General features: G+C 69.9%; 26 protein-coding genes. 13 read left to right on the top strand and 13 right to left on the bottom strand.

What is annotated here, in order from left to right:
• Nucleotides 1-88: 88 nt before the first annotated feature.
• The 5 genes from ABZW60_RS31190 to ABZW60_RS31170 are packed head-to-tail and all read left to right on the top strand — an operon-like array spanning nucleotide 89 to nucleotide 6,585.
• Nucleotides 89-1,075, top strand: a complete 987-nt coding sequence (locus ABZW60_RS31190; RefSeq protein WP_355482849.1) for a hypothetical protein — start codon at nucleotides 89-91, stop codon at nucleotides 1,073-1,075.
• On the top strand, nucleotides 1,072-3,489 hold the full coding sequence (locus ABZW60_RS31185) for a tetratricopeptide repeat protein (RefSeq protein WP_355482847.1): 2,418 nt from the start codon (nucleotides 1,072-1,074) through the stop codon (nucleotides 3,487-3,489). The genes ABZW60_RS31190 and ABZW60_RS31185 overlap by 4 nt, the downstream gene beginning before the upstream one ends.
• Nucleotides 3,486-4,541: a PP2C family serine/threonine-protein phosphatase gene (locus tag ABZW60_RS31180; protein ID WP_355482846.1), complete on the top strand. Its 1,056-nt coding sequence runs from the start codon at nucleotides 3,486-3,488 to the stop codon at nucleotides 4,539-4,541. Before ABZW60_RS31185 ends, ABZW60_RS31180 begins: the two co-directional genes overlap by 4 nt.
• A 29-nt stretch (nucleotides 4,542-4,570) precedes the next feature.
• Nucleotides 4,571-5,848: a VWA domain-containing protein gene (locus ABZW60_RS31175; RefSeq protein WP_355482844.1), complete on the top strand. Its 1,278-nt coding sequence runs from the start codon at nucleotides 4,571-4,573 to the stop codon at nucleotides 5,846-5,848.
• Entirely contained in the window at nucleotides 5,845-6,585 is a 741-nt protein-coding gene (locus ABZW60_RS31170; protein WP_355482842.1) for an FHA domain-containing protein, read from the top strand. The genes ABZW60_RS31175 and ABZW60_RS31170 overlap by 4 nt, the downstream gene beginning before the upstream one ends.
• A 3-nt stretch (nucleotides 6,586-6,588) precedes the next feature.
• Here the strand turns inward: ABZW60_RS31170 and ABZW60_RS31165 are convergent, their stop codons facing one another.
• Nucleotides 6,589-7,050: a hypothetical protein gene (locus ABZW60_RS31165; protein WP_355482840.1), complete on the bottom strand. Its 462-nt coding sequence runs from the start codon at nucleotides 7,048-7,050 to the stop codon at nucleotides 6,589-6,591.
• Nucleotides 7,051-7,126: 76 nt separating this feature from the next.
• Nucleotides 7,127-8,059: a GNAT family N-acetyltransferase gene (locus tag ABZW60_RS31160; RefSeq protein ID WP_355482839.1), complete on the bottom strand. Its 933-nt coding sequence runs from the start codon at nucleotides 8,057-8,059 to the stop codon at nucleotides 7,127-7,129.
• 215 nt (nucleotides 8,060-8,274) lie between these two features.
• On the opposite strand from ABZW60_RS31160, the gene ABZW60_RS31155 reads away from it, so the two are divergent.
• A complete protein-coding gene (locus tag ABZW60_RS31155) occupies nucleotides 8,275-8,685 on the top strand; it encodes a ribonuclease (RefSeq protein WP_355482837.1) in 411 nt (136 codons plus the stop codon).
• A 55-nt stretch (nucleotides 8,686-8,740) separates the two neighbouring features.
• Nucleotides 8,741-9,688, top strand: coding sequence for a glycoside hydrolase family 6 protein (locus ABZW60_RS31150; RefSeq protein ID WP_355482835.1), 948 nt, complete (start codon nucleotides 8,741-8,743; stop codon nucleotides 9,686-9,688).
• A 27-nt stretch (nucleotides 9,689-9,715) separates the two neighbouring features.
• On the opposite strand, the gene ABZW60_RS31145 is transcribed toward ABZW60_RS31150, so the two are convergent.
• The 4 genes from ABZW60_RS31145 to groL form a co-directional block, all read right to left on the bottom strand.
• Nucleotides 9,716-10,099 carry a hypothetical protein gene (locus tag ABZW60_RS31145; protein ID WP_355482834.1) on the bottom strand — a complete coding sequence of 128 codons (384 nt, stop codon included), beginning with the start codon at nucleotides 10,097-10,099 and terminating at the stop codon, nucleotides 9,716-9,718.
• Between the two features lie 42 nt (nucleotides 10,100-10,141).
• Complete coding sequence (locus tag ABZW60_RS31140; RefSeq protein ID WP_355482832.1) at nucleotides 10,142-11,122, bottom strand: HD domain-containing protein; 981 nt, start codon at nucleotides 11,120-11,122, stop codon at nucleotides 10,142-10,144.
• Nucleotides 11,107-12,039 (bottom strand): ATP cone domain-containing protein, encoded by a 933-nt coding sequence (locus ABZW60_RS31135; RefSeq protein ID WP_355482830.1) that lies wholly within the window; start codon nucleotides 12,037-12,039, stop codon nucleotides 11,107-11,109. Before ABZW60_RS31135 ends, ABZW60_RS31140 begins: the two co-directional genes overlap by 16 nt.
• A gap of 204 nt (nucleotides 12,040-12,243) precedes the next feature.
• On the bottom strand, nucleotides 12,244-13,869 hold the full coding sequence (groL, locus tag ABZW60_RS31130) for a chaperonin GroEL (protein WP_355482828.1): 1,626 nt from the start codon (nucleotides 13,867-13,869) through the stop codon (nucleotides 12,244-12,246).
• 233 nt (nucleotides 13,870-14,102) lie between these two features.
• On the opposite strand from groL, the gene ABZW60_RS31125 reads away from it, so the two are divergent.
• Entirely contained in the window at nucleotides 14,103-14,663 is a 561-nt protein-coding gene (locus ABZW60_RS31125) for a GNAT family N-acetyltransferase (RefSeq protein WP_355482826.1), read from the top strand.
• Here ABZW60_RS31125 and ABZW60_RS31120 read toward each other — a convergent pair.
• The 3 genes from ABZW60_RS31120 to ABZW60_RS31110 all read right to left on the bottom strand — a co-directional run bounded on the left by ABZW60_RS31120 (nucleotide 14,652) and on the right by ABZW60_RS31110 (nucleotide 16,369).
• Nucleotides 14,652-14,987, bottom strand: coding sequence for an MmcQ/YjbR family DNA-binding protein (locus tag ABZW60_RS31120; protein WP_355482824.1), 336 nt, complete (start codon nucleotides 14,985-14,987; stop codon nucleotides 14,652-14,654). The two genes, ABZW60_RS31125 and ABZW60_RS31120, sit on opposite strands and share 12 nt — an antisense overlap.
• Before the next feature lie 36 nt (nucleotides 14,988-15,023).
• Nucleotides 15,024-15,683: a PASTA domain-containing protein gene (locus ABZW60_RS31115; RefSeq protein WP_355482823.1), complete on the bottom strand. Its 660-nt coding sequence runs from the start codon at nucleotides 15,681-15,683 to the stop codon at nucleotides 15,024-15,026.
• 194 nt (nucleotides 15,684-15,877) lie between these two features.
• Nucleotides 15,878-16,369 carry a SigE family RNA polymerase sigma factor gene (locus ABZW60_RS31110; RefSeq protein WP_355482821.1) on the bottom strand — a complete coding sequence of 164 codons (492 nt, stop codon included), beginning with the start codon at nucleotides 16,367-16,369 and terminating at the stop codon, nucleotides 15,878-15,880.
• 129 nt (nucleotides 16,370-16,498) lie between these two features.
• On the opposite strand from ABZW60_RS31110, the gene ABZW60_RS31105 reads away from it, so the two are divergent.
• On the top strand, nucleotides 16,499-16,834 hold the full coding sequence (locus ABZW60_RS31105; RefSeq protein WP_355482819.1) for a PspC domain-containing protein: 336 nt from the start codon (nucleotides 16,499-16,501) through the stop codon (nucleotides 16,832-16,834).
• Between the two features lie 68 nt (nucleotides 16,835-16,902).
• Here the strand turns inward: ABZW60_RS31105 and ABZW60_RS31100 are convergent, their stop codons facing one another.
• Nucleotides 16,903-17,868: a glycerophosphodiester phosphodiesterase gene (locus ABZW60_RS31100; RefSeq protein ID WP_355482818.1), complete on the bottom strand. Its 966-nt coding sequence runs from the start codon at nucleotides 17,866-17,868 to the stop codon at nucleotides 16,903-16,905.
• A 171-nt stretch (nucleotides 17,869-18,039) separates the two neighbouring features.
• On the opposite strand from ABZW60_RS31100, the gene ABZW60_RS31095 reads away from it, so the two are divergent.
• A complete protein-coding gene (locus ABZW60_RS31095; protein ID WP_355482815.1) occupies nucleotides 18,040-19,758 on the top strand; it encodes an ABC transporter ATP-binding protein in 1,719 nt (572 codons plus the stop codon).
• A complete protein-coding gene (locus ABZW60_RS31090) occupies nucleotides 19,755-21,491 on the top strand; it encodes an ABC transporter ATP-binding protein (RefSeq protein ID WP_355482813.1) in 1,737 nt (578 codons plus the stop codon). The genes ABZW60_RS31095 and ABZW60_RS31090 overlap by 4 nt, the downstream gene beginning before the upstream one ends.
• 76 nt (nucleotides 21,492-21,567) lie before the next feature.
• Here the strand turns inward: ABZW60_RS31090 and ABZW60_RS31085 are convergent, their stop codons facing one another.
• Entirely contained in the window at nucleotides 21,568-22,110 is a 543-nt protein-coding gene (locus tag ABZW60_RS31085; RefSeq protein WP_355482811.1) for an rRNA adenine N(6)-methyltransferase family protein, read from the bottom strand.
• Between the two features lie 61 nt (nucleotides 22,111-22,171).
• The gene (locus ABZW60_RS31080) at nucleotides 22,172-23,314 is read right to left on the bottom strand and encodes a CapA family protein (RefSeq protein ID WP_355482809.1); all 1,143 of its coding nucleotides are present in this window, start codon (nucleotides 23,312-23,314) and stop codon (nucleotides 22,172-22,174) included.
• A 106-nt stretch (nucleotides 23,315-23,420) separates the two neighbouring features.
• On the opposite strand from ABZW60_RS31080, the gene map reads away from it, so the two are divergent.
• Nucleotides 23,421-24,188 (top strand): type I methionyl aminopeptidase, encoded by a 768-nt coding sequence (map, locus tag ABZW60_RS31075; RefSeq protein WP_355482807.1) that lies wholly within the window; start codon nucleotides 23,421-23,423, stop codon nucleotides 24,186-24,188.
• A 12-nt stretch (nucleotides 24,189-24,200) separates the two neighbouring features.
• Here map and ABZW60_RS31070 read toward each other — a convergent pair whose 3' ends face one another.
• Nucleotides 24,201-25,229, bottom strand: a complete 1,029-nt coding sequence (locus ABZW60_RS31070; RefSeq protein WP_355482805.1) for an Rv2578c family radical SAM protein — start codon at nucleotides 25,227-25,229, stop codon at nucleotides 24,201-24,203.
• A gap of 370 nt (nucleotides 25,230-25,599) precedes the next feature.
• On the opposite strand from ABZW60_RS31070, the gene ABZW60_RS31065 reads away from it, so the two are divergent.
• Nucleotides 25,600-26,274, top strand: coding sequence for a hypothetical protein (locus ABZW60_RS31065; RefSeq protein WP_355482804.1), 675 nt, complete (start codon nucleotides 25,600-25,602; stop codon nucleotides 26,272-26,274).
• Nucleotides 26,275-26,338: the final 64 nt, after the last annotated feature.

The following is a 26,338-nucleotide window of genomic DNA, read 5'->3' as shown; positions in this document are numbered from 1 at the left end:
GGGGAGGATGGGGAGCAGTGTTCCGGCTTCGGAGTTGCTTTCCTATCTGGGCCTGCTCGGGGAGTGGCGGGATCGGCGGAAGGCTGAGTTGGACGAGTTGGATCAGGCCGCTCTCCACTCGGACGAGGCTGATGCGCTGAGTGCGGATGTCGTGCTCAGCATGACGGTCTGGAAGGCGGTCTCGGATCGGTACGAGCTGATTCTGGTCACCTGGGACTCCGGCCGCGTCGGGCAGAAGGAGACCGAGCAGATCTCGGCGTTGATCTGGGGCGGTCTGGATGCCGGCGCCGCGGGTGGCTCGCTCGCGGTTTCGTTGCCTGAGGCGTGCAAGCTGTCGGACGCGCTGGCGTCCAGCCTGCGGGCCAAGCTCGCTCTCGAGCCCGGCGACGCCGACCTGGCGGCCCGGCTGCGGCAACTGCGTGCGCAGGTCGAGCGGATCAGTGACCTGGTCAAGCAGGAGCCGGCCAACGCCCGCAACGACGCGCTCGCCAAGCACCACGACCTGGACCGGCGGCTCACGGATCTCGCCGACCGCAACAAGCGCGGCGCGGACATCGGCGGGCTGGTCGGCCCGTTCGAGATGGACGCCGCCAAGGTCGAGCGCGACCTGATCGTCGGCGCCGCGACCCGCAAGGAGCGTGCCGCCGACGTCGCCCGGGCGCGTACGCTGCGCGGCGAACTCGAGGCCCAAGGTACGGCGGTCCGCGCGCTCGCCGACAAGGCGGTCGCGACGGTCGCCCCGGCCCCGCGCCTCGCCGTCCCCGATGTGACCGCGCTCGGACCGGTGCCGAACACCCCGGCCGAGCTGGAGAAGTACCTGACCCGGCTGGACGCGGTCCGGCGGGCGCTCGGCCAGGCGCAGGCGGCGTACGGCGGTGCGCTGCAACGCCGCGACGAGCTGGCCCAGGTGCTGGACGCCTATCAGGTCAAAGCGGCAAGTGTTGCTCCGGGCAACGAAGATCTCGCCGAGCTGTACCGGCGCGGCCGAGCGGTGATCGAGACCGAGCCGGTCGACCTGGCCCGCCTCGCAGCACTGGTAGCGGCCTACCAGGCCTACCTGGAAGGAACGAAATGACGACCTGCACCCAGCCGGGCTGCACCGGCTCCATCGTCGACGGGTACTGCGACGTCTGCGGCTCCCCCGCCGCGCCGAGCAAAGCGGCGAGCACGGCGGCGAGCACGGCGGCGAGCACGGCGGCGAGCACGGCGGCGAGCACGGCAGCGAGCACGGCAGCGAGCACGGCCACCCCGGCCCCGGCGACCGGCAAGTGCACCCAGCCGGGCTGCACCGGCACGTACGTCGACGGGTACTGCGACGTCTGCGGCTCGCCCGCCCCTGACGGCGGTACGGCGGCCGACCCCGACCCGATCAGCACGGTCTCGACCGTCTCTCGCGCGTCGAACCGGCTGGCCTCGACACCGCTCGGCTCGGCCCGTGCGGCGGCGGCCGGCTCGAAACTGACCCGCAAGCTCGGTACGTCGTCCACCCGGCTGCGCGGCGCGCGGCTCGGCGCCGGTCTCACGCACGTCCCGTCGATCCCCGCGATCGATGCGAGCAAGGCGATCCTGGCCAACCCGATGGTCCCGGAGGATCGCCGCAACTGCCCGAGCTGCGGCAACCCGGTCGGCCGCTCCCGCAACGGGCAGCCCGGCCGCACCGAGGGCTTCTGCCCGAAGTGCCGCAACCGGTTCTCGTTCTCGCCGAAGCTGCAGCCGGGCGACCTGGTCAACGACCAGTACGAGGTGGCCGGATGCCTGGCGCACGGCGGTTTCGGCTGGATCTACCTGGCCCGGGACAAGAACGTCTCGGACCGCTGGGTCGTCCTCAAGGGCCTGCTGAACTCCGAGGACCCGGACGCGGTGGCCGCGGCGATCGCCGAGCAGACGTTCCTGGCCCGGGTCGAGCACCCGCTGATCGTCGAGATCTACAACTTCGTCACCCACGACGGTGCCGGCTACATCGTGATGGAGTACGTCGGCGGCACGTCGCTGAAGACCCTGCTCAAGCAGCGGATGGCCGCGAACAACGGCCAGTACGACGCGCTGCCGATCGACCAGGCGATCGCGTACCTGCTGGAGATCCTGCCGGCGTTCTCGTACCTGCACGACCTCGGCCTGGTCTACTGCGACTTCAAGCCGGACAACATCATCCAGGTCGGTGACGCGGTCAAGCTGATCGACCTGGGCGGTGTCCGGCGGATCGACGACCTGGACTCGGCGATCTACGGCACGGTCGGCTTCCAGGCGCCGGAGGTGGCCGAGGTCGGCCCGTCGATCGCCTCCGACATCTACACGCTCGGCCGGACGCTGTGCGTGCTGGCGATGGAGTTCCGCGGCTACCAGAGCCGGTACGTCGACACGCTGCCGCCGGTGAGCGACGTACCGCTGTTCCAGAAGTACGACTCGGTGTACCGCCTGCTGGCCAAGGCGTGCGCGAAGGACCCGGCGGACCGCTTCCAGTCCGCGGACGAGTTCCGCGTGCAGCTGCTCGGCGTACTGCGTGAGGTGGTGGCCGACAAGCAGGGCGTGAAGGCCGCGCAGCACTCGGCGTCGTCGTTGCTGTTCGGTACGCCCGGCGACAAGTCGGTCGGGCTGGGCGACGCGGCGCTGCCCTGGCAGCAGCTGCCGTCGCTGGCGCCGGACGACAGCGACAAGATGGCCGGCTGGCTGAAGACGGTGAGCGTGCCGGACTCGACCAAGCGGCTCGAGCTGCTCATCGACGCGCCCGAGCAGTCGCCGCAGACGCTGCTGGAGATCGCGGAGGCAGCGCTGGAGGTCGGGCCGGACCGCTACGACATGGTCGACACCGCGGTGGCCGACCTGCTCAACGCCGACCCGTGGGAGTGGCGGGCCGTCTGGATGGCCGGACTGGTTGCCCTGGCCCGCGGTGACTCGGCCGGCGCCCAGTCCGCGTTCAACGCCGTCTACGGGCAGGTGCCGGGCGAGCTGGCGCCGAAGCTCGCTCTGGCGATCGCCTGTGAGCACAGCGGCGAGTTCGACGTTGCCGAGGGCCTCTACCTCACCTGTGCGCGCACTGACGCCAACTACATCGCCCCCTCCGCGTTCGGTCTGACCGACATCCGGACCTCGCGTGGCGACGTGGACGGCGCGCTCGCCGCGCTCGACCTGGTGCCCCGCACCAGCGGCGCGTACGTGCGGGCTCGTCGCCAGCGAGCCGGACTACTGGCAGGATCGGGGCGTGGCCTTCCCGCGCTCGCCCAGGCGATGGACAGCATCGCGACGCTGACCATCGACCCGGTCGACCGGGCCAACCTGGCCGCGGACGTGTTCCGGACGGCGCTGACCGAGGTGCAGCAGTCCGGTCCACAGGAAGCGCTCCGGATCGACGGCCGCGCGGCGACCGAGTCCTCCCTGCGGGACGGGCTCGAGGCCACGTACCGGTTTCTGGCCGACCAGGCCCCGACCCGGACGGAACGGATCGTCCTGGTCGACTGGGCGAACGAGGTTCGAGGATGGACGTTGCGATGACGAGTTCGACCGACACGGTCTGCCCCAACTGCGGCGGGCCGGTGGCCGAGGCCGACCTGTTCTGCGAAGCCTGCGGCACCGAGCTGAAGCCGGGGACCGCTGCCCCGACCTCCCCGGCGCTGGACACCGACACCGAGCCGACGGTGGAGATCACCGCAGCCGTGGTGGAGGCTGTGGGGCCCTGCAAGTCGTGCGGCGGCACCATCGGCGCTGACGGGTACTGCGAGACGTGTGGCACCAAGGCCGCCAAGCCGCGGGACCACTTCGAGGAGCAGCCCGCTCCCTGGGTGGCCGGGGTCTGCGACCGCGGTATCCGGCACAGCCGGAACGAGGACGCGATGGCCATCGCCGCCGACGCCGAGCCGGGTAGCCGGGCGCTGCTGGTGGTCTGCGACGGCGTGAGCTCATCGCTCGACTCCGACGTCGCCTCGCTGGCGGCCGCACGCGCGGCGCGTGACGTGCTGGAGGCCGGCCACGCTCAGGGCCTCGGCACTGAGACCTCCCGGGCCGGGGCGGTCGCGGCCAGGCTCAAGGCGGCGGCCGACGCGGCGAGTGACGCCGTACTCGACAACACCAGCCCGGACAGCCCGAACCCGGCGTCCTGCACGTTCGTGGCCGCCGTACTGGAGAACGGGCTGCTGGTCGCGGGCAACGTCGGCGACAGCCGGGCGTACTGGTTCCCGGACGACGCCGAGCCGATCGCCCTGACCGTGGACGACTCGTGGGCGGCCGAGCTGATCGCCACCGGGGTGTCGCGCGAGGAGGCCGAGTCCGGCCCGCACGCGCACGCGATCACCCGCTGGCTCGGCAAGGACGCCCCGGACCACACGCCGCGTACCACGACACTGCACGTGGGCGGGCCGGGCTGGCTGCTGGTCTGCTCGGACGGCCTGTGGAACTACTGCTCCGAGGCGGCACCGCTGGCCGACCTCGTACGTCAGACAGCTGCGGGCAACGGGGGCGAGCCGAAGGCCACCGCGTCCGCCCTGGTTGACTGGGCCAACGCCCAGGGCGGCCAGGACAACATCACCGTCGCGCTCGCGCGGATCTGACCGGCGCGCACCCAAGGAGAGGGACCGAGATGGCCGACTTCACCGCCACCGTTTACCAGAACGAGTTCCTGCCCGACGGCGGGACCGACGTGCACGCCATCGTCACGGTGGACTGCTCCGGTGCCGGCGCCGCGGGACAGTCCGGCAGCGGCGACGCGGGTGAGATCATCATCGTCGACACCTCCGGCTCGATGGGCCGTGACGGTGTCCAGGCCGCCGCGTACGCCGCGCAGACCGCGCTCGACCAGATCCTCGACGGCGTCTGGTTCGCGGTGATCTCCGGCAACGACCGCGCGCAGCTGGCGTTCCCGCCGTCCGCGGAGCCGGTGATGGTCAAGATGGACTCGTACACCCGGCAGGCCGCCAAGGACGCCGTGTCCCGGTTCTACGCCGACGGCGGGACCGCCATGGGCACCTGGCTCCGGCTGGCCTCACGGGTGTTCGCGACCGTGCCGTCGCTGTCGCAGAAGCACGCGCTCCTGCTCACCGACGGCGAGAACCAGCACGAGACGCCGGAGGCGCTGACCCAGGCGATCGCGTCGGTCACCGGCCAGTTCCAGTGCGACGCCCGCGGCGTCGGCGTGGCCTGGCAGGTCGACGAGGTCCGCCGGATCGCGCAGGCGCTGCTCGGTACCGTCGACATCATCCCGGCGCCGGACCAGCTGGCCGCCGAGTTCGCCAAGATCATCCAGAACGCCATGAGCCGCGGCGTCGCGCAGGCGGATCTGCGGGTCTGGGCGCCGCAGGGCGCCGAGGTGCTGTTCGTCCGGCAGGTCGCGCCGACCGTCGAGGACCTGACGTCGCGCCGGACGGCCGTGAACCCGCTGACCGGGTCGTACCCGACCGGCTCGTGGGGCGACGAGTCCCGCGACTACCACGTCGCGATCCGGCTGGCCGCGAAAGCGGTCGGGCAGGAGCAGCTCGCCGCACGCGTGCAGCTCGTGATCGGCGACAACACGGTCGCCCAGGGCCTGGTGAAGGCGCTGTGGTCCGCCGATGAGGCGCTCACCACCCGGATCAGCCCGGAGGTCGCCCACTACACCGGTCAGACCGAGCTGGCGCAGGCGATCCAGGACGGTCTGGCCGCCAAGGCCGCGGGCGACACAGCGACCGCGACCACCAAGCTCGGCCGGGCCGTGCAGCTCGCGGCGGCGACCGGCAACGAGGAGGCGACCACGCGGCTGCGCAAGGTCGTGGACATCGACGACCAGGAAACGGGTACGGTGCGGCTCAAGCGCACGGTCGAGAAGGCCGACGAGATGGCGCTCGACACAGCCTCCACCAAGACCACCCGGGTGCGGAAATGACCGTGAACTGTCCGAGCGGACACCCCTCCACGTCGACCGACTACTGCGACGTCTGCGGCCTGCCGATCGGCGCCGCCGCGACGCCGGCCGCGGCCGGGACCCCGGCTCCGGCCGTCGCGGCGCCCGCTCCGGCGGCCACGCCAGCACCGGCACCGGTGGGCCAGACCTGCCCGAACTGCTCCGAGCCGGCGGCGGCAGACGCGCTGTTCTGCGAGAGCTGCGGGTACGACTTCACCACCGGGACGATGCCGCGGCCCGCGTCCTCGCTCGACCTGGGCCCGGACCCCGCGGGTCCGCCGCCCCCGCCGGCCCCCGCCGCGGTGGCCGAGTGGGTCGTCGAGCGCTGGGTCGACCCCGACTGGTACGCCGTACAGCAGAGTGACGACCCGTGTCCGTCCCCGGGGCTGCCGGCCGTGATCCCGCTGACCGAGAAGAGCCTGCTGATCGGCCGCCCGTCGAAGAGCCGCGGTATCTCTCCGGAGATCGACTGCGGCGACGACACCGGCGTCAGCCGCCGGCAGGCCCAGCTGACCACGGACGGCCAGCGCTGGTGGGTCGAGGACCTGCAGTCCTCCAACGGCACGTACGTCGCGTCCGCGGCCGGGCCGTTGCCGGAGACCCCGATCGTCCCGGGGCAGCGCCAGGAACTGAACCCCGACGACCGCATCTACGTCGGCGCCTGGACCCGGCTCGTCGTCCGCAAGGCGACACCGGAGGAGCAGGCCGGCCAGGCCTGAGGCCTAGCTGATGTGGCCGGGCTGGGCCTGCTGGGTCCAGCTCGGCGCCGGGTTGAAGCACAGCCACTCGATCACGGTCGAGCCGATCACGATCGGGATCAGCCACGCCCACCACTGATGCGGCAGCGAGACGACCGCGATCGCGGTCCACAGCGCGACCCAGCCGCCGCCGTACCCTCGCAGCACGCCGCGGTACCAGAGCCCGCCGGGCGCCTCGGCGGCGCGCTGGCCGACGTACACGAACAGGTACGACGCGATCGTGATCGGCCAGAAGTACCAGAGCCGGTCCCAGTCGTACGGCACCATCACCAGCGCGGTCAGGCAGACCAGCGCGATCGCCCAGTGGTACACCTCACCGGCCCAGTTCAGCCCGCGGCGGCGCAGCGTGAGCACGATCGCCAACGGGCCGAACAGGACGGCGACGACACCCGCCAAGACGTGCAGGATCAACGCGATGTCACGCATCGTCCCCCGTCCCCCCGGAGCTCTCTGACATGTCAGGGAGCATAGGGATCCGGGCCTGGCGCGTCAGTACCTCAGGCTAGTTCTCCGGGAACGACAGCACCCGGCGGACCGCGAAGTTCCGGTATCCCAGGCGTTCGAAGCTCTTCGCCATCGGGACGTTGCCGAAGTCCGTGTCGGCCCGGATCTGCTCGGCACCGGTCTCCGCGAGCAGGTGCGTGATCTCGGCCAGCAGGTCGTCACCGAGCCCCTTGCCACGATGCTCGGGGACGACGCCGAGGTAGCCGACGACCGGACCGCCCGCGTTCGCCGTCGGCATCGCGAAGCCGACCAGCTCGCCGTCGCCGTCGAAGGCCAGCCGCCACAGGTTCCGGTCGCCGGGCATCGACTTGTACATCGCCAGCTCTTCGCGGGCCGCGCCCTCGACGCCCAGTCGCGCGATCTCCCGCGCGGTCGCGGCGTCCAGGCTGCCCTGGCTGACGCGCACGAACACGTCGACGAACGCCTCGTCGTCGGCGGGCCCGAACGTGAGCCGCGTGGAGCGTTCCGGCAGACCGTAGGCCGGCTTCCACTCGTACCGCAGCCGGTCGGTGACGTTGTTCATGCCGACCGCCGCGGCCGCCTGGGCCCGCGACTCGAGCGCCGCGACGACGTCGGGCTGGGCCTGCCAGTCGCTGTCCAGGAAGAAGTGGTACTCCGGCGGCTCGGCGTCGGACGAGCGGGACGCGACGGCGTGCTTCAGCAGCTCGGTCCACACCGGGACCGGATCACCGTCGCCGGCGTAGTACAGGCCGTCGATGCTGTACGGGTGGGTCTCGCCCGGGACGCCCCACCAGATCGCCAGGGCCTGGATCGTGCCGTTCTCCTCGACGACCCAGTTCCAGTCGTGCTTGTAGTAGCCCGCGGCAACATATTCGCGGTAGCGGTCGAGGGTGACGGTGTTGACGGACTGCTGCTCGATGAGAGCGAAGATGGTGTCGAGGTCGGCCTCGACGGTGGTGCGGATGGTCACAGATCCTCCAGCAGGAGGCGCGCTGCTCCGCTCAGTGCGAGCTGTGCGAGCGGATCGGGCGCGCCGGGAAACAAGTCGGTGTGTTCATCGGTCGCTCCTTCCGCTCCGGGATCTCTCTCGCCGCGCCAGACTCTAGGGGTTCGGCGGGGTCATAGTCCAGCCGTTATTCACAGCTGGGATGTACCGGCGCCGCCGCCGCCGGGAAGCCTCCGGGCATGAGAACCCTCATCGCCGCCGTGACCCTGGCGACCACCGTCGTCCTCGGGTCCACGGCCTACGCCGCCCCAGCCCCCACCACCGCCGCCGTGTCCGTCGTCAGCTCGCCGGCCGCGATCGACACCTGCGCGCTGAGCTCGTTGCCTGCCGAGGCCTCGGACACCCTCGACCTCATCCACTCCGGTGGACCGTTCCCGTACGACCAGGACGGCACCGTCTTCTCGAACCGCGAGGGCATCCTGCCGTCGGAGTCCAGCGGCTACTACCACGAGTACACCGTGATCACGCCGGGTTCCCCCGACCGCGGCGCCCGCCGGCTGGTCGGTGGCGGCGTGAAGACCACACCCGAGCACGTCTACTACACCGCCGACCACTACTCCTCGTTCTGCGAGGTCGACGAGGAGAGCTGAGCTGGCTACGAGTAATGTCGTCGGCACGTTGAGTGATCAGGAGGGTCTTTCACCGATGCCGACTCCGCGCTTCACGACCGGGCTGTTGCTGACTGCCGTCCTGCTTGCCTTCGGCCCGCCCGCGTCCGGGCGGGCCGAAGCGAGCGGCGATCCGTTGACGCTGACCACCGGGTTCTACGTCGACCCGGCCTCGTCCGCGGCGGCGTACGCCCGGCGGCATCCCGAGGACACCGAGCTCGCGTCGAAGATCGCCGCGCAGGCGTCCGCGCGATGGGTCGGCGCGTGGAGCGGCGACGTACGCGCGGGCGTCACGGCGTACACGACAGCCGCGGACAAGGCCGGGAAGCTGCCGGTGCTGGTGACGGACAACCTGCCGGGACGCCAGTGCGGGATCGGCGGCGGGGCCGCGTCGGACGCGGCGTACCGGACGTGGATCGCGGCCGTGTCGGCCGGGATCGGGACGCGGCCCGCGGTGGTGGTCCTCGAGCCGGACGCCCTGGCGCGACTCGACTGCTACCCGACATCGGAGTGGGACGGGCGGATCGCGCTGCTGAAGTACGCCGTCGGGGTGTTCGCGGCGAAGAACCCGAACACCTGGGCGTACCTCGACGCCGGGAACGTGACGTCCGGCGACGCGAAGGAGATCGCCCGCCGGCTGCGGCTCGCCGACATCGGCAAGATCCGCGGCTTCGCGCTCAACACCGCGAACTACTTCACCACCGAGCAGTCGGTAGCCCGCGGCAACGACATCCTGCAGGCGCTCGGCGGCGGCACGCACTACGTCGTCGACACCAGCCGCAACGGCAACGGCTCCGACGGCAGCTCCTGCAACCCACCCGCCCGCAGACTCGGCACTCCCCCCGCCCGCACCCCCACCCCCGTCGACCTCCACCTCTGGCTCCGCACCCCCGGCGAATCCGACGGCCCCTGCGGCCTCACCCCGAACCTCCCCACCAGAACCTTCTCCCCCGTCCTGGCCCACCACCTGATCACCGGCACCTGATGGGGAGTGTCGTCGGGGGGACTGCTGTCATTCGCGGCGGCCCGTCCTGGCGTTGTCGCTCCGGCGCTCTGCATCCGGAGGGGACAGCTGTTTCGCTGCCGCGAGGAAGCTCGAACGCGTCTTCACCATGGCGGTGACGAGCGTCGTCGCAGTTCCGGCCACGCCGACCCCGATCCCGATCACGGCCGGCAACGACAGCCCGGCAAGGTAGACGACGACCGCGAACCCACCCATGACGATGAAGAGGGCTGCGAGGGCAAAGCCTCCCAACCACACGACCGTGGAGCGCATCAAGAGCTGATAGCGCTTGAGTGCGTCGTCAGTCGCCGTCGCATCGGACACGTGGCGATCCACGGAGTCCAAGGTGCTGACCGGCGAGCGCCGCTGCTTCCCGCGTTTCGACTTGGCCACGAGAACCTCCTTCGAGCCACGCGCGAAGCTTCCTCGGTGCTCCTACGCGACTTGTCCGGCAAGCGCAAACGGGACGATCGACTCGTCGGCGTACGCGAGTAGCGCCGCATCGTTCATCGTCATCAGGTCATGAATCAGCCGCGGGCCTGCGTCCGCCGGCGATCGTTTGATGCCAAAGGCCGCCGCCACCCGGTGCAGTGCTCTGACCATGGCAGCAGCGAAGACAACCGCTTGACTCTGCACGGCTGGGGCGGTGTAGAAGGTGTCGAAGTTGTACTGCCGGAGCCGCGCCATCGCCAACGCCGTGGAGTCCTCGCTGCAGACAGATCCGGTACGGAGGCTCGCCTGGACGACTCCCCGCAGCAGCGCTTCCCGCTGCTCGACATACGTCGTACCGATCTCGGCCTCGATCTCCCGAGGCAGCGCTGCCTCGTCGACCATCCCGAGAGTGACCGCGTCCGCATGATCTCGGGTCAGGTAGGCGATCCGATCAGCCCACCTGACCACCTCTGCCTCGGCCGAACCAGAACTGTGGGCCGACCATGGGTGTCGACGGACCCCGGCGAGAGTCTCCGGCGACAATCCCAGGGAGACCAGTGCGACCTCGGCGGCGTACGCGGAGTGGTGGAACTCGGGCCAGTACGCGCGGATCACCGCCTCCCCCACGTGGGAGAGCGGCGGATGACCACAGTCGTGCGCCAGGCCGATCGCTGCAGCGAGCTCCTGCCGTAGGCCGAGCTCGCCGGCCAGCGTCGCCGCGATGTCCGACACCTCGCGGCTGTGAGCGGCCCGGCTGCAGTACCCCTGGCCGGAACCGACGAAGACCTGACCAATTCCGTCCAGTCGGACCAGTTGAGGCGCCTCCTGGACGCGGTGCAGATCCTCGGCCCACCGGGTGTCTGCGATCAACGCCGCTCCGATCGGGTGAAGGTACGCGCTCGTGAGCCGCGTGCCGCGAGGGCCGGCCGGGCCGAGGTGGGTCGACAGCCATGCGTGACGGCCGGCGATCAGCGCGCCTTCCATGCCCGCACCTCCTCGGCCAGTGCGGCGCCGGCCTCCTCGTACTGCGTGAGGTCGATCGGCGCGGGCGGGTACTCCGTGAGGCTCTGGCACTCGTCGAGAACGGCGCTGGCGGTGGTGTAACTCTTGACCAGGATGGAGTACCGGAGGGAACCGAGCGGACACACGCTGCGGAGAACCCGCAGTGTCTCGGCCGAGATCTGCCCCGTCGTGACGATGGGCTGGGCGCGGAGCTGATCGAGGATCCAGGCGGCGACCGAACCGACCGCGTCGTCGTAACCCGCGGCGTCATAGGCCTTGCCGTTGAGGCCGAGACCCCGAGTCGCGCGGCTCAGGCCGTCCCAGAGCTTGATCAGGCTGAAGTCCTCCCCTTGTCCGACCGGCTCGTTCGACCGGCGGCTCTTGATCACGAAGACCGGACGCGACGGGTCCATCAGGGCGGGCTGGGCCTTGGGCAGGATCTCGGTCTTCAGCCAGGTGGCCAGGTCCTCGGGACCGTCGATCCGGCCACGCTTGGCGAGGAACGTCGTCGCGTACCGTACGGCGGCGACGGGCGTGGTGCGTTTCAGGACGAGCAGGACGGCGTCGCCGAGATCAGCCGTCGGAATCGGCACCCGGGGCTGCGGGGCGAGGATCCGGAGCGCCTCGTCGGCGATCTTGGTGATCTGCGGGTCCCGGGGAATCGTGCTCGCGGCCGCCTGCCGGATGCTGCGCTCCAGCTTCTCGCGGTCGAACGGAGCGACCTGTCCGGAGGCCCGGACCACGAGCAGTTCGGGCTGAGCGGTGGTCTCGATCGTGACGAACGTGTGCGGCGGCTTGCTGAAGCAGACGCGCTCGCGCTTCGCGCTCGTCCCGTCGATCATCGTCGTACGAGATACGCGGGTACCTTCCCGGCAGACCGGACACTCGAAGTTCGCCATGACCGCAGTGTGCGCCCGGCGCTCACCATTCGCAAGGGTATGCTACCCGTAGCAGTAGCCATTCTTAACGTTGTATATATCGTCAAGATTTGTCAGAGCCGCTGAGTAGTCGCTATCTGCGTCGGGCTGCCAACAGCAAGCGGCCCCGAGCGTGAGCTCGGGGCCGCTTGGGTTCTACTGCTGTGCTGTTGGACTACCTCTGGATCAGAAGTCCATGCCGCCCATGTCGGGCGCGCCGCCCGGAGCGGCCGCGGCCTTCTCCGGCTTGTCGGCGATGACGGCCTCGGTGGTGAGGAACAGGGCCGCGATCGACGCCGCGTTCTGCAGCGCGGACCGGGTCACCTTGGCCGGGTCGATGATGCCGGTGGCGATCAGGTCGACGTACTCACCGGTCGCGGCGTTCAGACCGTGACCCGGCTCGAGGTTGCGGACCTTCTCCACCACGACGCCGCCCTCGAGGCCGGCGTTCACGGCGATCTGCTTCAGCGGGGCCTCGACGGCCTGGCGCACGATCTGCGCACCGGTCGCCTCGTCACCCTCGAGCTCCAGCTTCTCGAACGCCTGCACCGACGCCTGCAGCAGCGCGACGCCACCACCGGCGACGATGCCCTCCTCGACGGCCGCCTTCGCGTTGCGAACGGCGTCCTCGATGCGGTGCTTGCGCTCCTTCAGCTCGACCTCGGTGGCCGCGCCGACCTTGATCACCGCGACGCCGCCGGCCAGCTTGGCCAGCCGCTCCTGCAGCTTCTCGCGGTCGTAGTCGGAGTCCGACTTCTCGATCTCGGCGCGGATCTGGTTCACCCGGCCGGTGATCTGGTCGGCGTCGCCCGAGCCCTCGACGATGGTCGTCTCGTCCTTGGTGACGACGATCTTGCGGGCCTGGCCGAGCAGCTCCAGGTCGACGGTGTCGAGCTTGAGGCCGACCTCCTCGGAGATCACCTCGCCGCCGGTGAGGACGGCGATGTCGACGAGCATGGCCTTGCGGCGGTCACCGAAGCCCGGCGCCTTGACGGCGACGGCCTTGAAGGTGCCCTTGATCTTGTTGACGACCAGGGTGGCCAGCGCCTCGCCCTCGACGTCCTCGGCGATGATCGCCAGCGGCTTGCCGGTCTGCATGACCTTCTCCAGCACCGGGACCAGGTCCTTGATGCTGCCGATCTTGCTGTTCACGACCAGGATGTACGGGTCGTCGAGGACGGCCTCCATCCGGTCGGTGTCGGTCACGAAGTACGGCGAGATGTAGCCCTTGTCGAAGCGCATACCCTCGGTGAGCTCGAGCTCGAGGCCGAAGGTGTTGCTCTCCTCGACGGTGATGACACCTTCCTTGCCGACCTTGTCCATCGCCTCGGCGATGATCTGGCCAACCTGGGTGTCCGCGGCGGAGATCGACGCCGTCGACGCGATCTGCTCACGGGTCTCGACGTCCTTGGCCAGCGACAGCAGCTGCTCGCTGACGGCCTCGGTCGCCTTCTCGATGCCCTTCTTCAGGCCCATCGGGTTGGCGCCGGCGGCGACGTTGCGCAGCCCCTCGCGGACGAGAGCCTGGGCCAGCACGGTGGCGGTCGTCGTACCGTCACCCGCGACGTCGTCGGTCTTCTTGGCAACTTCCTTGACGAGCTCGGCCCCGATCTTCTCGTACGGGTCCTCGAGCTCGATCTCCTTGGCGATGGAGACACCGTCGTTGGTGATCGTGGGGGCGCCCCACTTCTTCTCCAGCACGACGTTGCGGCCCTTCGGGCCGAGCGTCACCTTGACGGCGTCGGCGAGGGTGTTCATTCCCCGCTCGAGGCCGCGGCGCGCCTCTTCATCGAAAGCAATCAGCTTGGGCATTCTCCGCGAGTCCTCCCGCGTCGAGTCTTTGTGTTCAGCCGGCTCGATGCCCGCGACGGACGGCACCGGCACCGCGACGCTCATGTCCCGCCGCACTCCGGCACCTCATCGAGGCCGTCTTCTTGCACACTCCGGCAGGCGCGAGCACTTATCACTCTCACCCATGGAGTGCTAACCAAGTATTAGCACTCGCCCCAAACGAGTGCAAGCCGGCCCCCGGCTACGGTGATCCCATGGTGAACGTACGCCCGGCCGGGCCGGACGCCTGGCCCGACGTCGCGACGGTGATGGGCGAGCGCGGCGACCCCGCGCGCTGCTTCTGCCAGTACTTCCGGCTCCGCGGCAAGGCATGGTCCGGCAGCAGCCCGGAAACCCACCGGGACAGCCTCCAGGCGCAGATTCGTAACGGTGAGCGACCGCCCGGTGTCGTTGCGTGCGACGGGGATGCCCCCGTCGGCTGGTGCGCCGTGGGGCCGCGGACGTCGTACCCGCGCGTCGTCGCCTCCCCCAACTGGCGCACGGACCACCCGGATGCCTGGGTGATCACCTGTTTCGTCGTACCGGTCGGCCACCGCCGTCAGGGGATCGCCGGGGAACTGGTCCGCGGCGCCCTCGACCTGGCCCGCTCGTACGACGCCCCCGTCGTCGAGGCCTGCGCCGTGGACACCACGACCGCCGGCCGGATCCCGTCGGCCGACCTCTACCGCGGCCCGCTGTCCGTCTACCTCGACGCCGGCTTCACCGAGGTCAGCCGCACCAGCCCGCAGTGGGTCCTGGTCCGCTCAGCCGTCTAACTGGGACACCAGGTACTTCGGGGCGGTCAGGCGCCAGGCCTCGGTGATGAGCTCGGCGAGTTCCTCCTCGTCGGCCTTCTCCAGTTCGATCAGAACCCAGGCGAAGCGGCCGCCCTCCCAGGACGCCTCGTACACCTCGGGATTCTCGGCGACCAGCGCCTCCTGCTCCTCACGAAGCGCCTTCAGATGCATGCGCGTCTGATCCTCTGACAGGTACGCAAAGCTCTTGTTGCGCACCTTGAAGACCGGCTGCCCGGCCCACCCCTCCTGCTCCTCGGCACCCGGCAGCCCCGCCATCACCTTCACCACCGCCCGCGCATCCATATCCCCGACGCTAGGCGGCCCCACCGACAGTTCCGGTCACCTCGCCAGCGTCAGCGTCACCGTCGATCCGACCGGCAGCACCGTCCCGACCGCGGGCGAGATGCCGAGGATGGTGCCGGACGGGTAGCTGGGCGACGTCACCCACTTGTAGTGCGACTTGAGGTCCGCAGCCAGCAGCAGCGGCGCGTAGTTCTTCGCGATGGGGTTGAGAGGCGGGCCACCGAGCGACGAGTAGCTGGGGACACCGGACCGGTCCCGCAGGATCTGGATCCGGGCGAGGATGCGATCGACCTCCGCGGCGCTCGTGGACGACTCGGCGTAGAACCACACCTTGAGCGATGGAATGCCGACTGCACCCATGCACACCCTGGTGCCCTGCCAGCCGTTGAGGCAGCTCGTCCGCTGGCGCTGGGCCTGTACGCCGTCGATGACGATCGCCTCGTCGGCGTGGTAGTCGAGGGACGGCGGCGTGCCGGTCAGCTGCACGCTCTCCACACCCTTCGGGCGGTTGCTCTGGCAGAACTGTGCCCTGGTGGGGTCGTCGATCTGGACCGTGTCTTGTTTGGGGGTACCGCACTGGCTCTTGTTGGTCGCCCAGGCGGCCGGCACGGCGATGGCGGCATGGCCGAAGGCAACCAGCCGCGTCGCAGGCGGTACCGGAGCGTCCGTCGTCGGAGTGGGGCTTGCTGAGGTCACAGGCGCGGTCGGTGTGGCTGAGGTCAGGAGGTTCGCACCGGCGATGACAGCGCCGACCGCTACCGCCGTGAGCGCTGTGAGTCCTGCCGTACGGCGGCGTCGGCGGCGGGTTGCTCCGGCTCGTAGGGCGTCCAGCGGGGGTGGACCGACGGGAGTGTGAGCGGCGGTCCGTTCCAGGAGGTCTGTCAGGTCGGTCATCGGGGTTCTCGCAGTTCTGCCAGGTGGGGGTCCTGTGCCAGGGCTTTCACCGCTCGGGACAGCCGGCTCTTGACGGTGCCGGCGGCGACGCCCAGCACGGACGCCATCTGTTGCTCGCTCAGGTGCGCGTAGTACCGCAGTACGACGGCTGTGCGCTGGTCGCCCGGCAGCCGGTCGAGTGCGCGCATCACGGCGTCCGTGTCGTCCACACCGGCCGTCCTGTCGCTGTCGGGCGACTCCGGGAGCGACGCAGACGGCAGCTCGCCGTGCCAGCGGCGCCTGCGGGAGGAGCGGAAGCAGTTGACCAGTACGCGGTGCACGTACGCGTCACGGTCCTCAGCGACCCGCACCCGGTTCCACTTGAGCAGACAGCGCTCCAGCGCGGACTGGACCAGGTCCTCGGCCTCGGACGGCGTACAGCCGAGCAGAACCGCGGACCGGACCAGCGTGGGCCAGCGCGCGGTGACGTACTCGGTGAACTCGTCCATGTCCCTCCTCACCCCTAGAGACAGGCTGGGGTGTCACGAGGGTTCCACGAAAGTCGTCGGGGTCGGATCAGGGGTCGGTCGGTACCGATCCGGATGTGGCGGGGGGTGCCGAAACGGGACAGTGGAGCCATGACGAACTCCAACGCACCGTTCCAGAACCTCTCCGGCAAGGTCCTCCGTCGTTCCGCGAACCAGCGGATGCTCTCCGGCGTGTCCGGCGGCATCGCCGAGTACCTGAACGTCGACGTGACCCTGGTCCGCCTCGGCTGGGTCGGCCTCACCCTGATCACCGGCGGCGCCGCCCTGATCGGCTACGCGGTCGCCTGGATCGTGATCCCCGAGTCCGACGGCAAGGCGGTCTGGCAGAACGTCCAGCACTCGGTGAACCAGAACCAGGACACCACCGAGCAGGACATCGCCTCCCGAATCTACGACGACACCAACAACAAGCCCCCGGCGGCGTGAGCAGGACTGCGCCCGGAGGAGGCGCAGGCGCCCAGGCGGGGTGATCGCGGGCAGCGGTCACCCCGCTGCTACACGTTCAGGGCCGGTCTGCTGAGAGCGGCGAGGGTCTGGTCCGGGTGGTCGGTGAAGACGCCCTGGAGACCTAGGGCGGCGAAGCGGGTCAGTTCGGTGGGGAAGTCGGTGGCGGTGGGGAGAAAGCGGCGTTCGGCGCGGAAGGTCCAGACCTGGACGGCCAGGCCGGCGCGGTGGGCGTGGTCGACGAGGCGAGTGGGTTCGCCCAGGCATCCGTCTGCTGTGCGGGGCAGGACCAGGTCCTTGTACGGCGCCAGCACCTGCGCGTAGGTCGCGATCTCACGAAGGCCGCGGGGCTCGATCAGGTCGGCGTACGTGCGGCCGTCGCCGATGCGCAGGAAGTCGTTCGGTGCGCTCTCGGAGTCGATCAGCTGCACCAGTGGGACCCGTGTCATCACCGACAGCCGTCGCAGGCTCGTCGGTTCGAAGGACTGGATCATGATCTCGTCGGAGCGCAGCCCGAGCGCGAGGATCCGCTCGGTGAGCAGCTCCTCCAGCGGCAGGCCGAGCCGCCGGAAGTACGCCGGGTGCTTGAGCTCCGGGATCACCCCGATCTGCCGGCCCCGCCGCGCCGACTCCCGGCGCGCCAGCGCGACCACGTCGTCGAAGGTGGGGATCTCCTCGAGCCCGTCGTAGGCCGTGTTGTTCGCCCGGAGCGCGGGCATCCGCTCCCGGGCCCGCAGCGTGCGCAGCTCGGCGTACGTGAAGTCCTCGACGAACCAGCCGGTGACCGCGGTCCCGTCGACGATCTTGGTGATCTTCCGGTCCGCGAACACCGGGTGCTCCGCGACGTCCGTCGTACCGGAGATCTCGTTCTCGTGCCGGCAGACCAGGACACCGTCGAGCGTGGCGACCAGGTCCGGCTCCAGGTAGTCGGCTCCTTGTACCGCCGCCAGCCGGTAGGCCCCCGTCGTGTGTTCCGGCCGGTAGCCACTGGCTCCCCGATGCGCGATCACCAACATGGGTCCAGGACAGGGGCCCGACATGGCCCGGCGGGAACCCGTTGCCCAACGCAAAGTGAAGCTCTACCGACCGTCACCACGCCCCGCCGGCCGCCCGCCTGTTCCGGGGGTCCACAGGTGCGATTAATTCGCATGCGAACTGTCCGAGGCGACACCTAGCCTGAGTGGGCCATGAGACAACTTCCGCTCGCCGATCCCGGCGTCCCGAACCATCGCTCGCCGGCCCGCTACCTGTGGTGGGTCGCGGGCGGTCAGGCACGCACGCTCGCCGGCGGGATGGCGTTCGGCATCCTGTGGATGGCGGCCCAGGCCTTCATCCCGGCGATCCTCGGCCGGGCGATCGACGAGGGCATCGCGGCGCAGGACGGCGAGCGGCTGCTGCGCTGGACCGCGCTGCTGTTCGCGGTCGGCGTGGTGCAGGCGACGGCAGGCATCATGCGGCACCGGTTCGCGGTCACCAACTGGCTGACCGCGGCGTACCGGACGGTCCAGGTGGTGACGCGGAAGTCGGCCGACCTCGGCGCGACGCTGCCCAAGCAGCTGGCCACCGGTGAGGTGGTCAGCATCGGCGCCGGCGACCTGTCCTACATCGGCAACCTGATGGAGATCTCGGCCCGGTTCGCGGGCGCGATCGTCGCGTTCGTCGTGGTCGCGTCGATCCTGCTGTCGTCGTCGACCGTGCTCGGCCTGGTGGTGCTGATCGGCGTGCCGATCATGCTGTTCTGCCTCGGTCCGATGCTCCGGCCGCTGCACAAACGGCAGTCCGCGCAACGCGAGGCGGTCGGCGAGCTGAACTCGCTCGGCTCCGACATCGTGGCGGGTCTGCGGGTGCTGCGCGGCATCGGCGGTGAGGAGTCCTTCTCCAGGCGCTATCGCAGCGAGTCCCAGCAGGTCCGGCAGGCGGGTGTGCGCGTCGCCGGCATCCAGTCCGTGCTCGACGCGGCCCAGGTGCTGCTGCCGGGCATCTTCGTCGTGCTGGTGGTCGGCCTCGGTGCGCATTTCGCGCTGCGAGGAGACCTCAGCGCGGGCTCGCTGGTCGCCTTCTACGGCTATGCGACGTTCCTGGTGCTGCCCCTGCGGACGGCGACCGAGTTCGCGAACCAGCTGATGCGCGGACTGGTCGCGGCGGGCCGGGTGATCCGTGTGCTGAAGCTCGAGACCGAGATCACCGAGCCGGACACTGCGGTGCGACTGCCGGACCACGGCGACCTGGTCGATCCGGTCTCAGGCATCCGTGCCCGTGACGGTCTGCTGACCGCGGTCGTCAGCGCGGAGCCGGACACCTACGGCCGGCTCGCGGACCGCCTGGGTCGGTATGACGACGCCAGCGAGGTCAGGTACGGCGGCGTGACGCTGGCGAGCGCGACACGTGCGGACATCCGCGAGCGGATCCTGGTCAGCGACACAGGCTCCCAGCTGTTCACCGGAACGCTGCGCACCGAGCTGGACCCATCAGGCCGGTGCACTGACGACGAGCTGATGGCCGCGATGCGTACGGCGTCCGCTGAGGACGTGCTGGTAGCGCTGACCGACGGGCTCGACTCCGAGGTGGAGGAGAAGGGCCGCTCGTTCTCCGGTGGTCAGCGGCAGCGGCTGGTGCTGGTGCGCGCGCTGCTCGCCGACCCGTCAGTGCTGGTGCTGGTCGAGCCGACCTCGGCCGTGGACGCGCACACGGAGGCGCGGATCGCGGAGCGGCTGCGCGAGCACCGGTCCGGGCGCAGCACCGTGGTGCTGACCGCGAGCCCGCTGCTGCTGGACCGCGTCGACGAGGTGATCTTCGTCGCCGCCGGCCGAGTGGTTGCCACCGGCAAGCACCGCGAGCTGCTCGAGACCACCCCGCAGTACCGCCGTACCGTCACCCGTCAGACCGAAGAGGAGGCCGTCCGATGAGGCAGATCCTGCCCGTGGCCGGGTCGGCCGAGATCCGCCGGCACGCCCGGCGGCTGGCTCGGCGGCATCCGCGCGCCCTGCTGGTCGCGCTCGGCCTGCACGGGCTGGCGGCGGTCACCGGGCTCGCCGCGCCGCGGCTGATCGGCGACCTGGTCGAGGACGTGCAGAACGGCACCACCGCCGCCAGGGTGAACTTGGTGATCGCCGTGATCGCCGGGTTCATCGTCGCGCAGTCGCTGCTCACCCGCTGGGCGCGGTACCGGTCGTTCGCGCTCGGCGAGCAGGTGCTGGCCGAGCTGCGGGAGGAGTTCGTCGACAACGCGCTCGCGCTCCCGATCGGCACCGTCGAGCGGGCCGGCACCGGCGACCTGCTGTCGCGGACGTCGCGGGACGTCGACACGCTGTCCCGCACGGTGCGCTTCGCCGTACCGGAGACGATCATCGCGTTCGTGACCGTGGTGTTCACCGTGGTCGCGACGGCGCTGGTCGGTGTCTGGGTGCTGGTGCCGCTGGTCGCGATGGTCCCGCTGCTCTGGCTGAGCACGAAGTGGTACCTCCGCCGCGCCAAGGACGGCTACCTCCGGGAGAACGCGGCGTACGCGCAGATGACCAGCTCGCTCGCCGAGACGGTCGAAGGCGCGCGCACGGTCGAAGCCCTCCGGCGGTACGACGATCGCGTGCGGCGCGGCGACGCGGACATCCGTGGGAGTTACCTGGCGGAGCGGTACACGCTGTTCCTGCGCACCGTGTACTTCCCGGCTGCCGAGCTCGGGTATCTCGTGCCGGTCGTCGGGACGCTGCTGTTCGGTGGCTGGATGCACCTCAACGGCCACGCGTCACTCGGCGCCGTGACGGCCGCCGTGCTGTACGTGAACCAGCTGATCGACCCGGTCGACCGGCTGCTGTCCTGGCTGGACGAGCTGCAGTCCGGCGGCGCCGCGTTTGCTCGGCTGCTCGGCATCAGCGACGTGCCGGACGATCGGACGCCGTCTGGGCAGGAGCCTGCCGGTGAGCTGGTCGAGGCCCGGGACGTGCGGTTCTCGTACGTCGACGGTCGCGACGTACTGCACGGTGTCGATCTGACGATCCAGCCGGGCGAGCGGATCGCGATGGTCGGACCGTCCGGTGCCGGCAAGTCGACGCTGGGCCGGCTGGTCGCGGGCATCCATCCGCCGCGGACCGGTTCGGTGACGGTCGGCGGGGTCGGGATGACGGAGCTGCCGCTGGACGAGCTGCGCAAGCAGGTCGCGCTGGTCACGCAGGAGCACCACGTCTTCGTCGGCACGCTGCGGGACAACCTGTCGATGGCGCGCCCGTCGGCAACCGACGCGGAGCTGCTCGACGCGCTTGGTGCAGTGGACGCACGGGAGTGGGCCGAGGCGCTGCCGGACGGTCTGGACACCAGGGTCGGTTCGGGGCAGCTGGCGTTGACGCCCGCCCAGGCACAGCAGCTGGCGCTGGCGCGACTGGTGCTGGCGGACCCGCACACGTTGGTGCTCGACGAGGCGACGTCGCTGATCGACCCCCGCGCGGCGCGCCACATGGAGCGCTCGCTGGCCGCCGTACTGGAAGGCCGGACCGTCATCGCGATCGCCCACCGCCTCTACACCGCCCACGACGCCGACCGAGTCGCCGTAGTCGAAGACGGCCGCATCTCGGAACTGGGCAGCCACGAAGAGTTGGTAGCCCGCCAAGGCTCCTACGCCGCCCTCTGGAACTCCTGGCACGGGTAAGAGCAACCGGAGACCCGACGTGGCGGGCTGGGACCTGCTATTCCAGGTCCCAGCCCACACGTTTCGGTCTCGAGTTCTAGCGTTTGCGCAGTACGAGGACTGCTGAATCGACATGGGGCGGTGGGGTGAAAGCCTTGCGGGGAAGGCGGAGGCCGATCGACGGGTCGTAGTGGCGGTACCAACGGTTCGCCCCGGGCGCGTCTCCGCGAGCCCACCGGTTCGCCACCTGCCGTTGCAGCACCAGGTCCGCCGACACCAGGCGGGAACCCGGCGACAGCAAGCGCTTCAGCAGCAAGGTGGAGATGTTGTACGGCGGGCTCGACACCACCCGGAACGGCCGTGACGGCAACCGCAGGTCACCGGCATCGGCCCGGACGACCGTGACCGGCGCGTCCGCGAACCGCCGGCGCAACCGATCGGCACGACCGGGATGGAGTTCGACGGCGACCACCCGGGCGCCGGCGCGGACCAGCGGCGCGGTCAGCGCGCCGAGGCCGGCCCCGACGTCGAGGACGAGTTCGCCGGGAGTGATCCCGGCCGCGTCCACGACCCGTTGGGCCCAACGATTATCGAGCGGATGCCATCCCCAGGCACCCCTCGCCTGCCCGGAGGCGGGCACGACGGACCATCACGAAGTACGTAATCATGCGATCGACCCTAGACCGCCACAACGCCATGGCTCAAAGCATTTTCGGCGTCGCGCCCAGTGCCGTAACGGTCTCCGTCGTCCGCCGCTGCGCCAACTCGAGCCGACTCCGCCGCGCGGTGTCCTTCGCGAGCTCCCGCCGTACGTCGAGGACCCGCACCGGCAGGTCGTCGGTCATCAGCAGCGGCGCGTACTCGGCCTCGGTCGTCCACCGCTCACCGGTACGCGTGAACGTGAAGCGCGCCAGCAGCCCTTCGGCCTTGGCGCTGTTGGGTTCGCGATGCGCGGCGACCAGATTGCCCAGCCCGTACGCGACCCACTTGCCGTCGATCTCCTCCATCGGCTGCACGACATGCGCGTGGTGCCCGATCACCAGGTCGATGTTGCTGTCGGCAAGCAGTTGCGGAGCGATCTCGCGCTGCTGGTCGTTGAGCTTGTTCGAGTACTCCGTCCCCCAGTGGCAGCTGACCAGCACGAGGTCGGCGCCGCGGTCGCGGGCTTCCTGTGCCTTCAGCGTGATCGTCTTCGCGCTGATCTTGCCGGCCCGCCAGGTCTCACCGTTGGGGTACGGCAACCCGTTGAAACCAAAGGTGAAACTCAGCGAGGCGACCTTCACGCCATTCACGTCGACGATCGTGATCTGCTCGGCCTCTGCCCGCGACCGCGCTGTGCCGGCGTGCTTGAGACCCACCTTGTCCAATGTGTCGAGCGTCCGGTCGACACCGGCCGCGCCGCCGTCGAAGCTGTGGTTGCTCGCGGTCGTACACAGGTCGTACCCGGTCTGCTTGAGCGCGGCGGCGATCTGCGGCGGGCCCTGGAAAAGCGGGTATCCGTGGTATGGCCCACCCGCGCGGGCGAGCGGCGTCTCCAGGTGTGCGATGGCGAGATCCGCCTTCTGCACCAGGGGTTTCACGCTGCTCATCAACGGCGCGAAATCCCAGCGACCGTCCTTGCCGTCGCGCTTCGCGGTGGTCCACAGCCGTTCGTGCAACAGGACGTCACCCGTCGCGACCACGGTCAGCCGCTCCGGCTGCGCGCCCGGTTGCTTGCCCGGACTCGATGTCGTCGCAGGGCCGGCGGACGTGCTCGCGAAGGTGTCTGCGATACAGCCGCTCGTCGCCACCGCCGCGGCGCCGGCGAGTACTCCTCCGAGCACCGCGCGTCGTCTTACCGCCATCCCCCGCCCCCCAAACTCCGTTGTTGTTGCCTAAGACGCCGTGCAGGGCTGATTGGTTGAGAGAGCGTTGTGGTAGGACTACCGGTATAACTATCCCGGAGGAACCATGGTCGAGTTGAAGACACCGGCGCAGATCGAGCAGATGCGCGCGGCCGGGCGGGTCGTCGGCACCGCGCTCGCGACGGTGAAGAAGGAGGCCGCGGTCGGGGTGTCCCTGCGCGAGCTCGACGAGGTGGCGCGCGACGTCCTGCGGGTCGCCGGGGCGGTGTCGCTGTTCGACGGGTACCAGCCCGGGTTCGCGACGTCGCCGTTCAGCGGCGTGATCTGTACGTCGGTGAACGACGCCGTCCTGCACGGACTGCCGTCCGACCTGCGGCTCGCCGACGGCGACCTGCTGAACGTGGACTGCGGCGCCTCGGTCGACGGGTGGTGCGCGGACTCGGCGATCAGCTTCTGCGTGGGTACGCCGCGGGCCGAGGACCTGGAGCTGATCGCGACGACCGAGGAGGCGCTGGCCGCCGGGATCGCCGCCGCCGTGGAGGGCCACCGGATCGGCGACATCGGCGCCGCGATCGGGCAGGTCGGGAAGAACGCCGGCGTCGGCACCAACCTGGACTTCGGCGGCCACGGCGTCGGCCGGCGCATGCACGAGGAACCCCACATCCCCAACGGCGGCCGCCCCGGCCGCGGCCTCAAACTCCACGCCGGCCACGTCTTCGCGATCGAGCCCTGGTTCTGGGCCGGCCCCGGCTCCACCTACACCATCAACCCCGACGGCTGGACCCTCCGCTCCGCCGACGGCACCCGAGGCGCCCACGCCGAACACACCGTAGCCATCACCCCCGAAGGCCCCCAGATCCTCACCCTCCCGTAAACAGCTCGGTCTTCAGAACAAGCGTTGTTGGGAAGGGGTGGTGGAGGGCTTGGGGTTGTGCATGCCTCGGATTGGTTCGGAGCGGTGGGAGGAGGGGCCGGCGAAGCCGTGTTTTTCGAGGAGGGGGCGCACCTTCTGTTCGAAGGCTTTGCGGTAGCTCGGGGAGGCGTAGGCGCCGTGGCCGTACAGGGATTCGTAGCGACTGACCAGGTTGGGATGGTCGTGGGACAGCCATTGCATGAACCAGTCCTTGACGCCGGGGCGTAGGTGCAGGACCAGCGGGGTGACGCCGGTGGCGCCTGCTTCGGCGAGTTGGGTCAGGAGTTGGTCCAGCTGGTCGGTGGAGTCGGTCAGCCACGGGAGCACGGGCGCGACCATCACGCCACACGGGAGGCCGGCGGCGCGGATGGCGCGGATGAGGTCCAGGCGGCCGCGGACGGACGGTACGCCGGGCTCCAGGCGGCGGCGCAGCTCCTCGTCGCCCAGCGCCAGCGAGATGCCGATGCCCACCGAGACATCCGCCGAAGCCTCGGCCAGCAGCCCGAGATCGCGGCGCAGCAGGGTGCCTTTGCTGAGAATGGAGAACGGCGTACCCGAGGAAGCGAGCGCGTCGATGATGCCGGGCATCAGGCGGTAGCGACCCTCGGCCCGCTGGTACGGGTCCGTATTAGTGCCCAGGGCAACGCGCTCGTGCCGCCAGGACGGGCGGGCCAGCTCGCGGCGCAGGACGTCGGCCACGTTCGTCTTCACGACGATCTGCTGGTCGAAGTCCCGGCCGGTGTCGAGCTCGAGGTACGTGTGCGTCGGCCGGGCGAAGCAGTACCGGCAGGCGTGCGTGCACCCGCGGTACGGATTGACGGTCCAGTTGAACGGCAACGCCGAACCGGGCACCGAGTTCAGCGCCGAGTGGGCGAGCACCTCATGGAACGTGACGCCCTGGAACTCCGGCGTCGTCACCGACCGGACGAGCCCCGCGATCGACCCGAGCCCCGGCAACGTCCCCGGAGTCTCGGCATCGATCTGCTGCCCGGCCCACCTCATGCCTCATAGTCGAACACATGTTCCCATGAGCGTCAAACGGCGCACGTCACCCGGTGTCATGTCTCAGGACATCGGTGACGGATCTGTATCAGGACATCGGTGACGCTTCAGGGGCACTTGGTGGTGACACTTCTTCGGCCCGGCGTGCAAGGCATGTCCTTCCGGATCCGATGTGCGGACGTTGGTAGGCCAGCCATCTACCAGGCGCAGGCGCCGTAGACCTGGAGTCCTGCCATGGTCGACCAATCACACGAGGTATGAGGATGATGCGAAAGCACAATCCTCAGGTTCGGGGAGACGGGTTCGCGCTCGTCAAGCAGGTCGCACCCGAACAGTCGCGGCCGTTCCTGGGCTCAGGGATGATGTCGGGGTGACTGCGGTTGACGTAGCGTTGCTTCGGCTGGCTGATGTGCTCGCAGGGGTCGAAGCGGACCTGGGGGACTACTGCGGCTTCTGCTATGCCGAGGAAGATGCGGTGCTTCTGGCGGGACCGGTCGACGCGATTCCGAGAGACCTGCTGTCGAGAGCGGCGTTCGAGGGGCCGGATCACTGGGGTGACTACGTCAACCTGTACCGGAAGCTGACGCCGCGGATCATGGCTCTGCTCGTCCACGACGAGCTGCACGTCCACGACGAGCTGATCGCGAGCCACCTCGTCGAGGCCGGGTGTTGGACCACGTGGGCCGACGATGAGCGTGATGCGGTGCTTGCGGTCTGCCGGGCGTGGTGGTCCGACACGTTGGCGTCGTACCCCCGGACACTCGACGCGAGCGTCGTACTCAGTTTCCTCGCGACGACGTCCGTACCTCTCACCCAATGGCTCGATGTGTGGAACGCTCAACCGCCAGGCCCTGCGGATCTGCACGCCCAGGAGTTGTTCCGCTGGTGGTGGGACGAACTGCTGAACGGAGAGCTGACCGTCGGGTGGTCAGGCACGATCGACATCACTGCGGACATCAAGCGTTGGGTACTCACGGATGCGCGGCCCCGCATTTCGGGCGATCCGGAGCTAGTCGAGTTCCTCGAGATGGTCGAGAACGCCTGAAAATCGGGGTTCTTGGAGGTGGCGGCCCAGTCTTCGGCGAGGTCCTGGACGGTGGTCCAGTCGT

It is taken from the genome of Kribbella sp. NPDC003557 (assembly GCF_040610805.1).
Taxonomy (GTDB): Bacteria; Actinomycetota; Actinomycetes; order Propionibacteriales; family Kribbellaceae; genus Kribbella.
The sequence above is the reverse complement of the archived record's forward strand: the minus strand, read 5'-3'. Positions and strand labels throughout refer to the sequence as shown.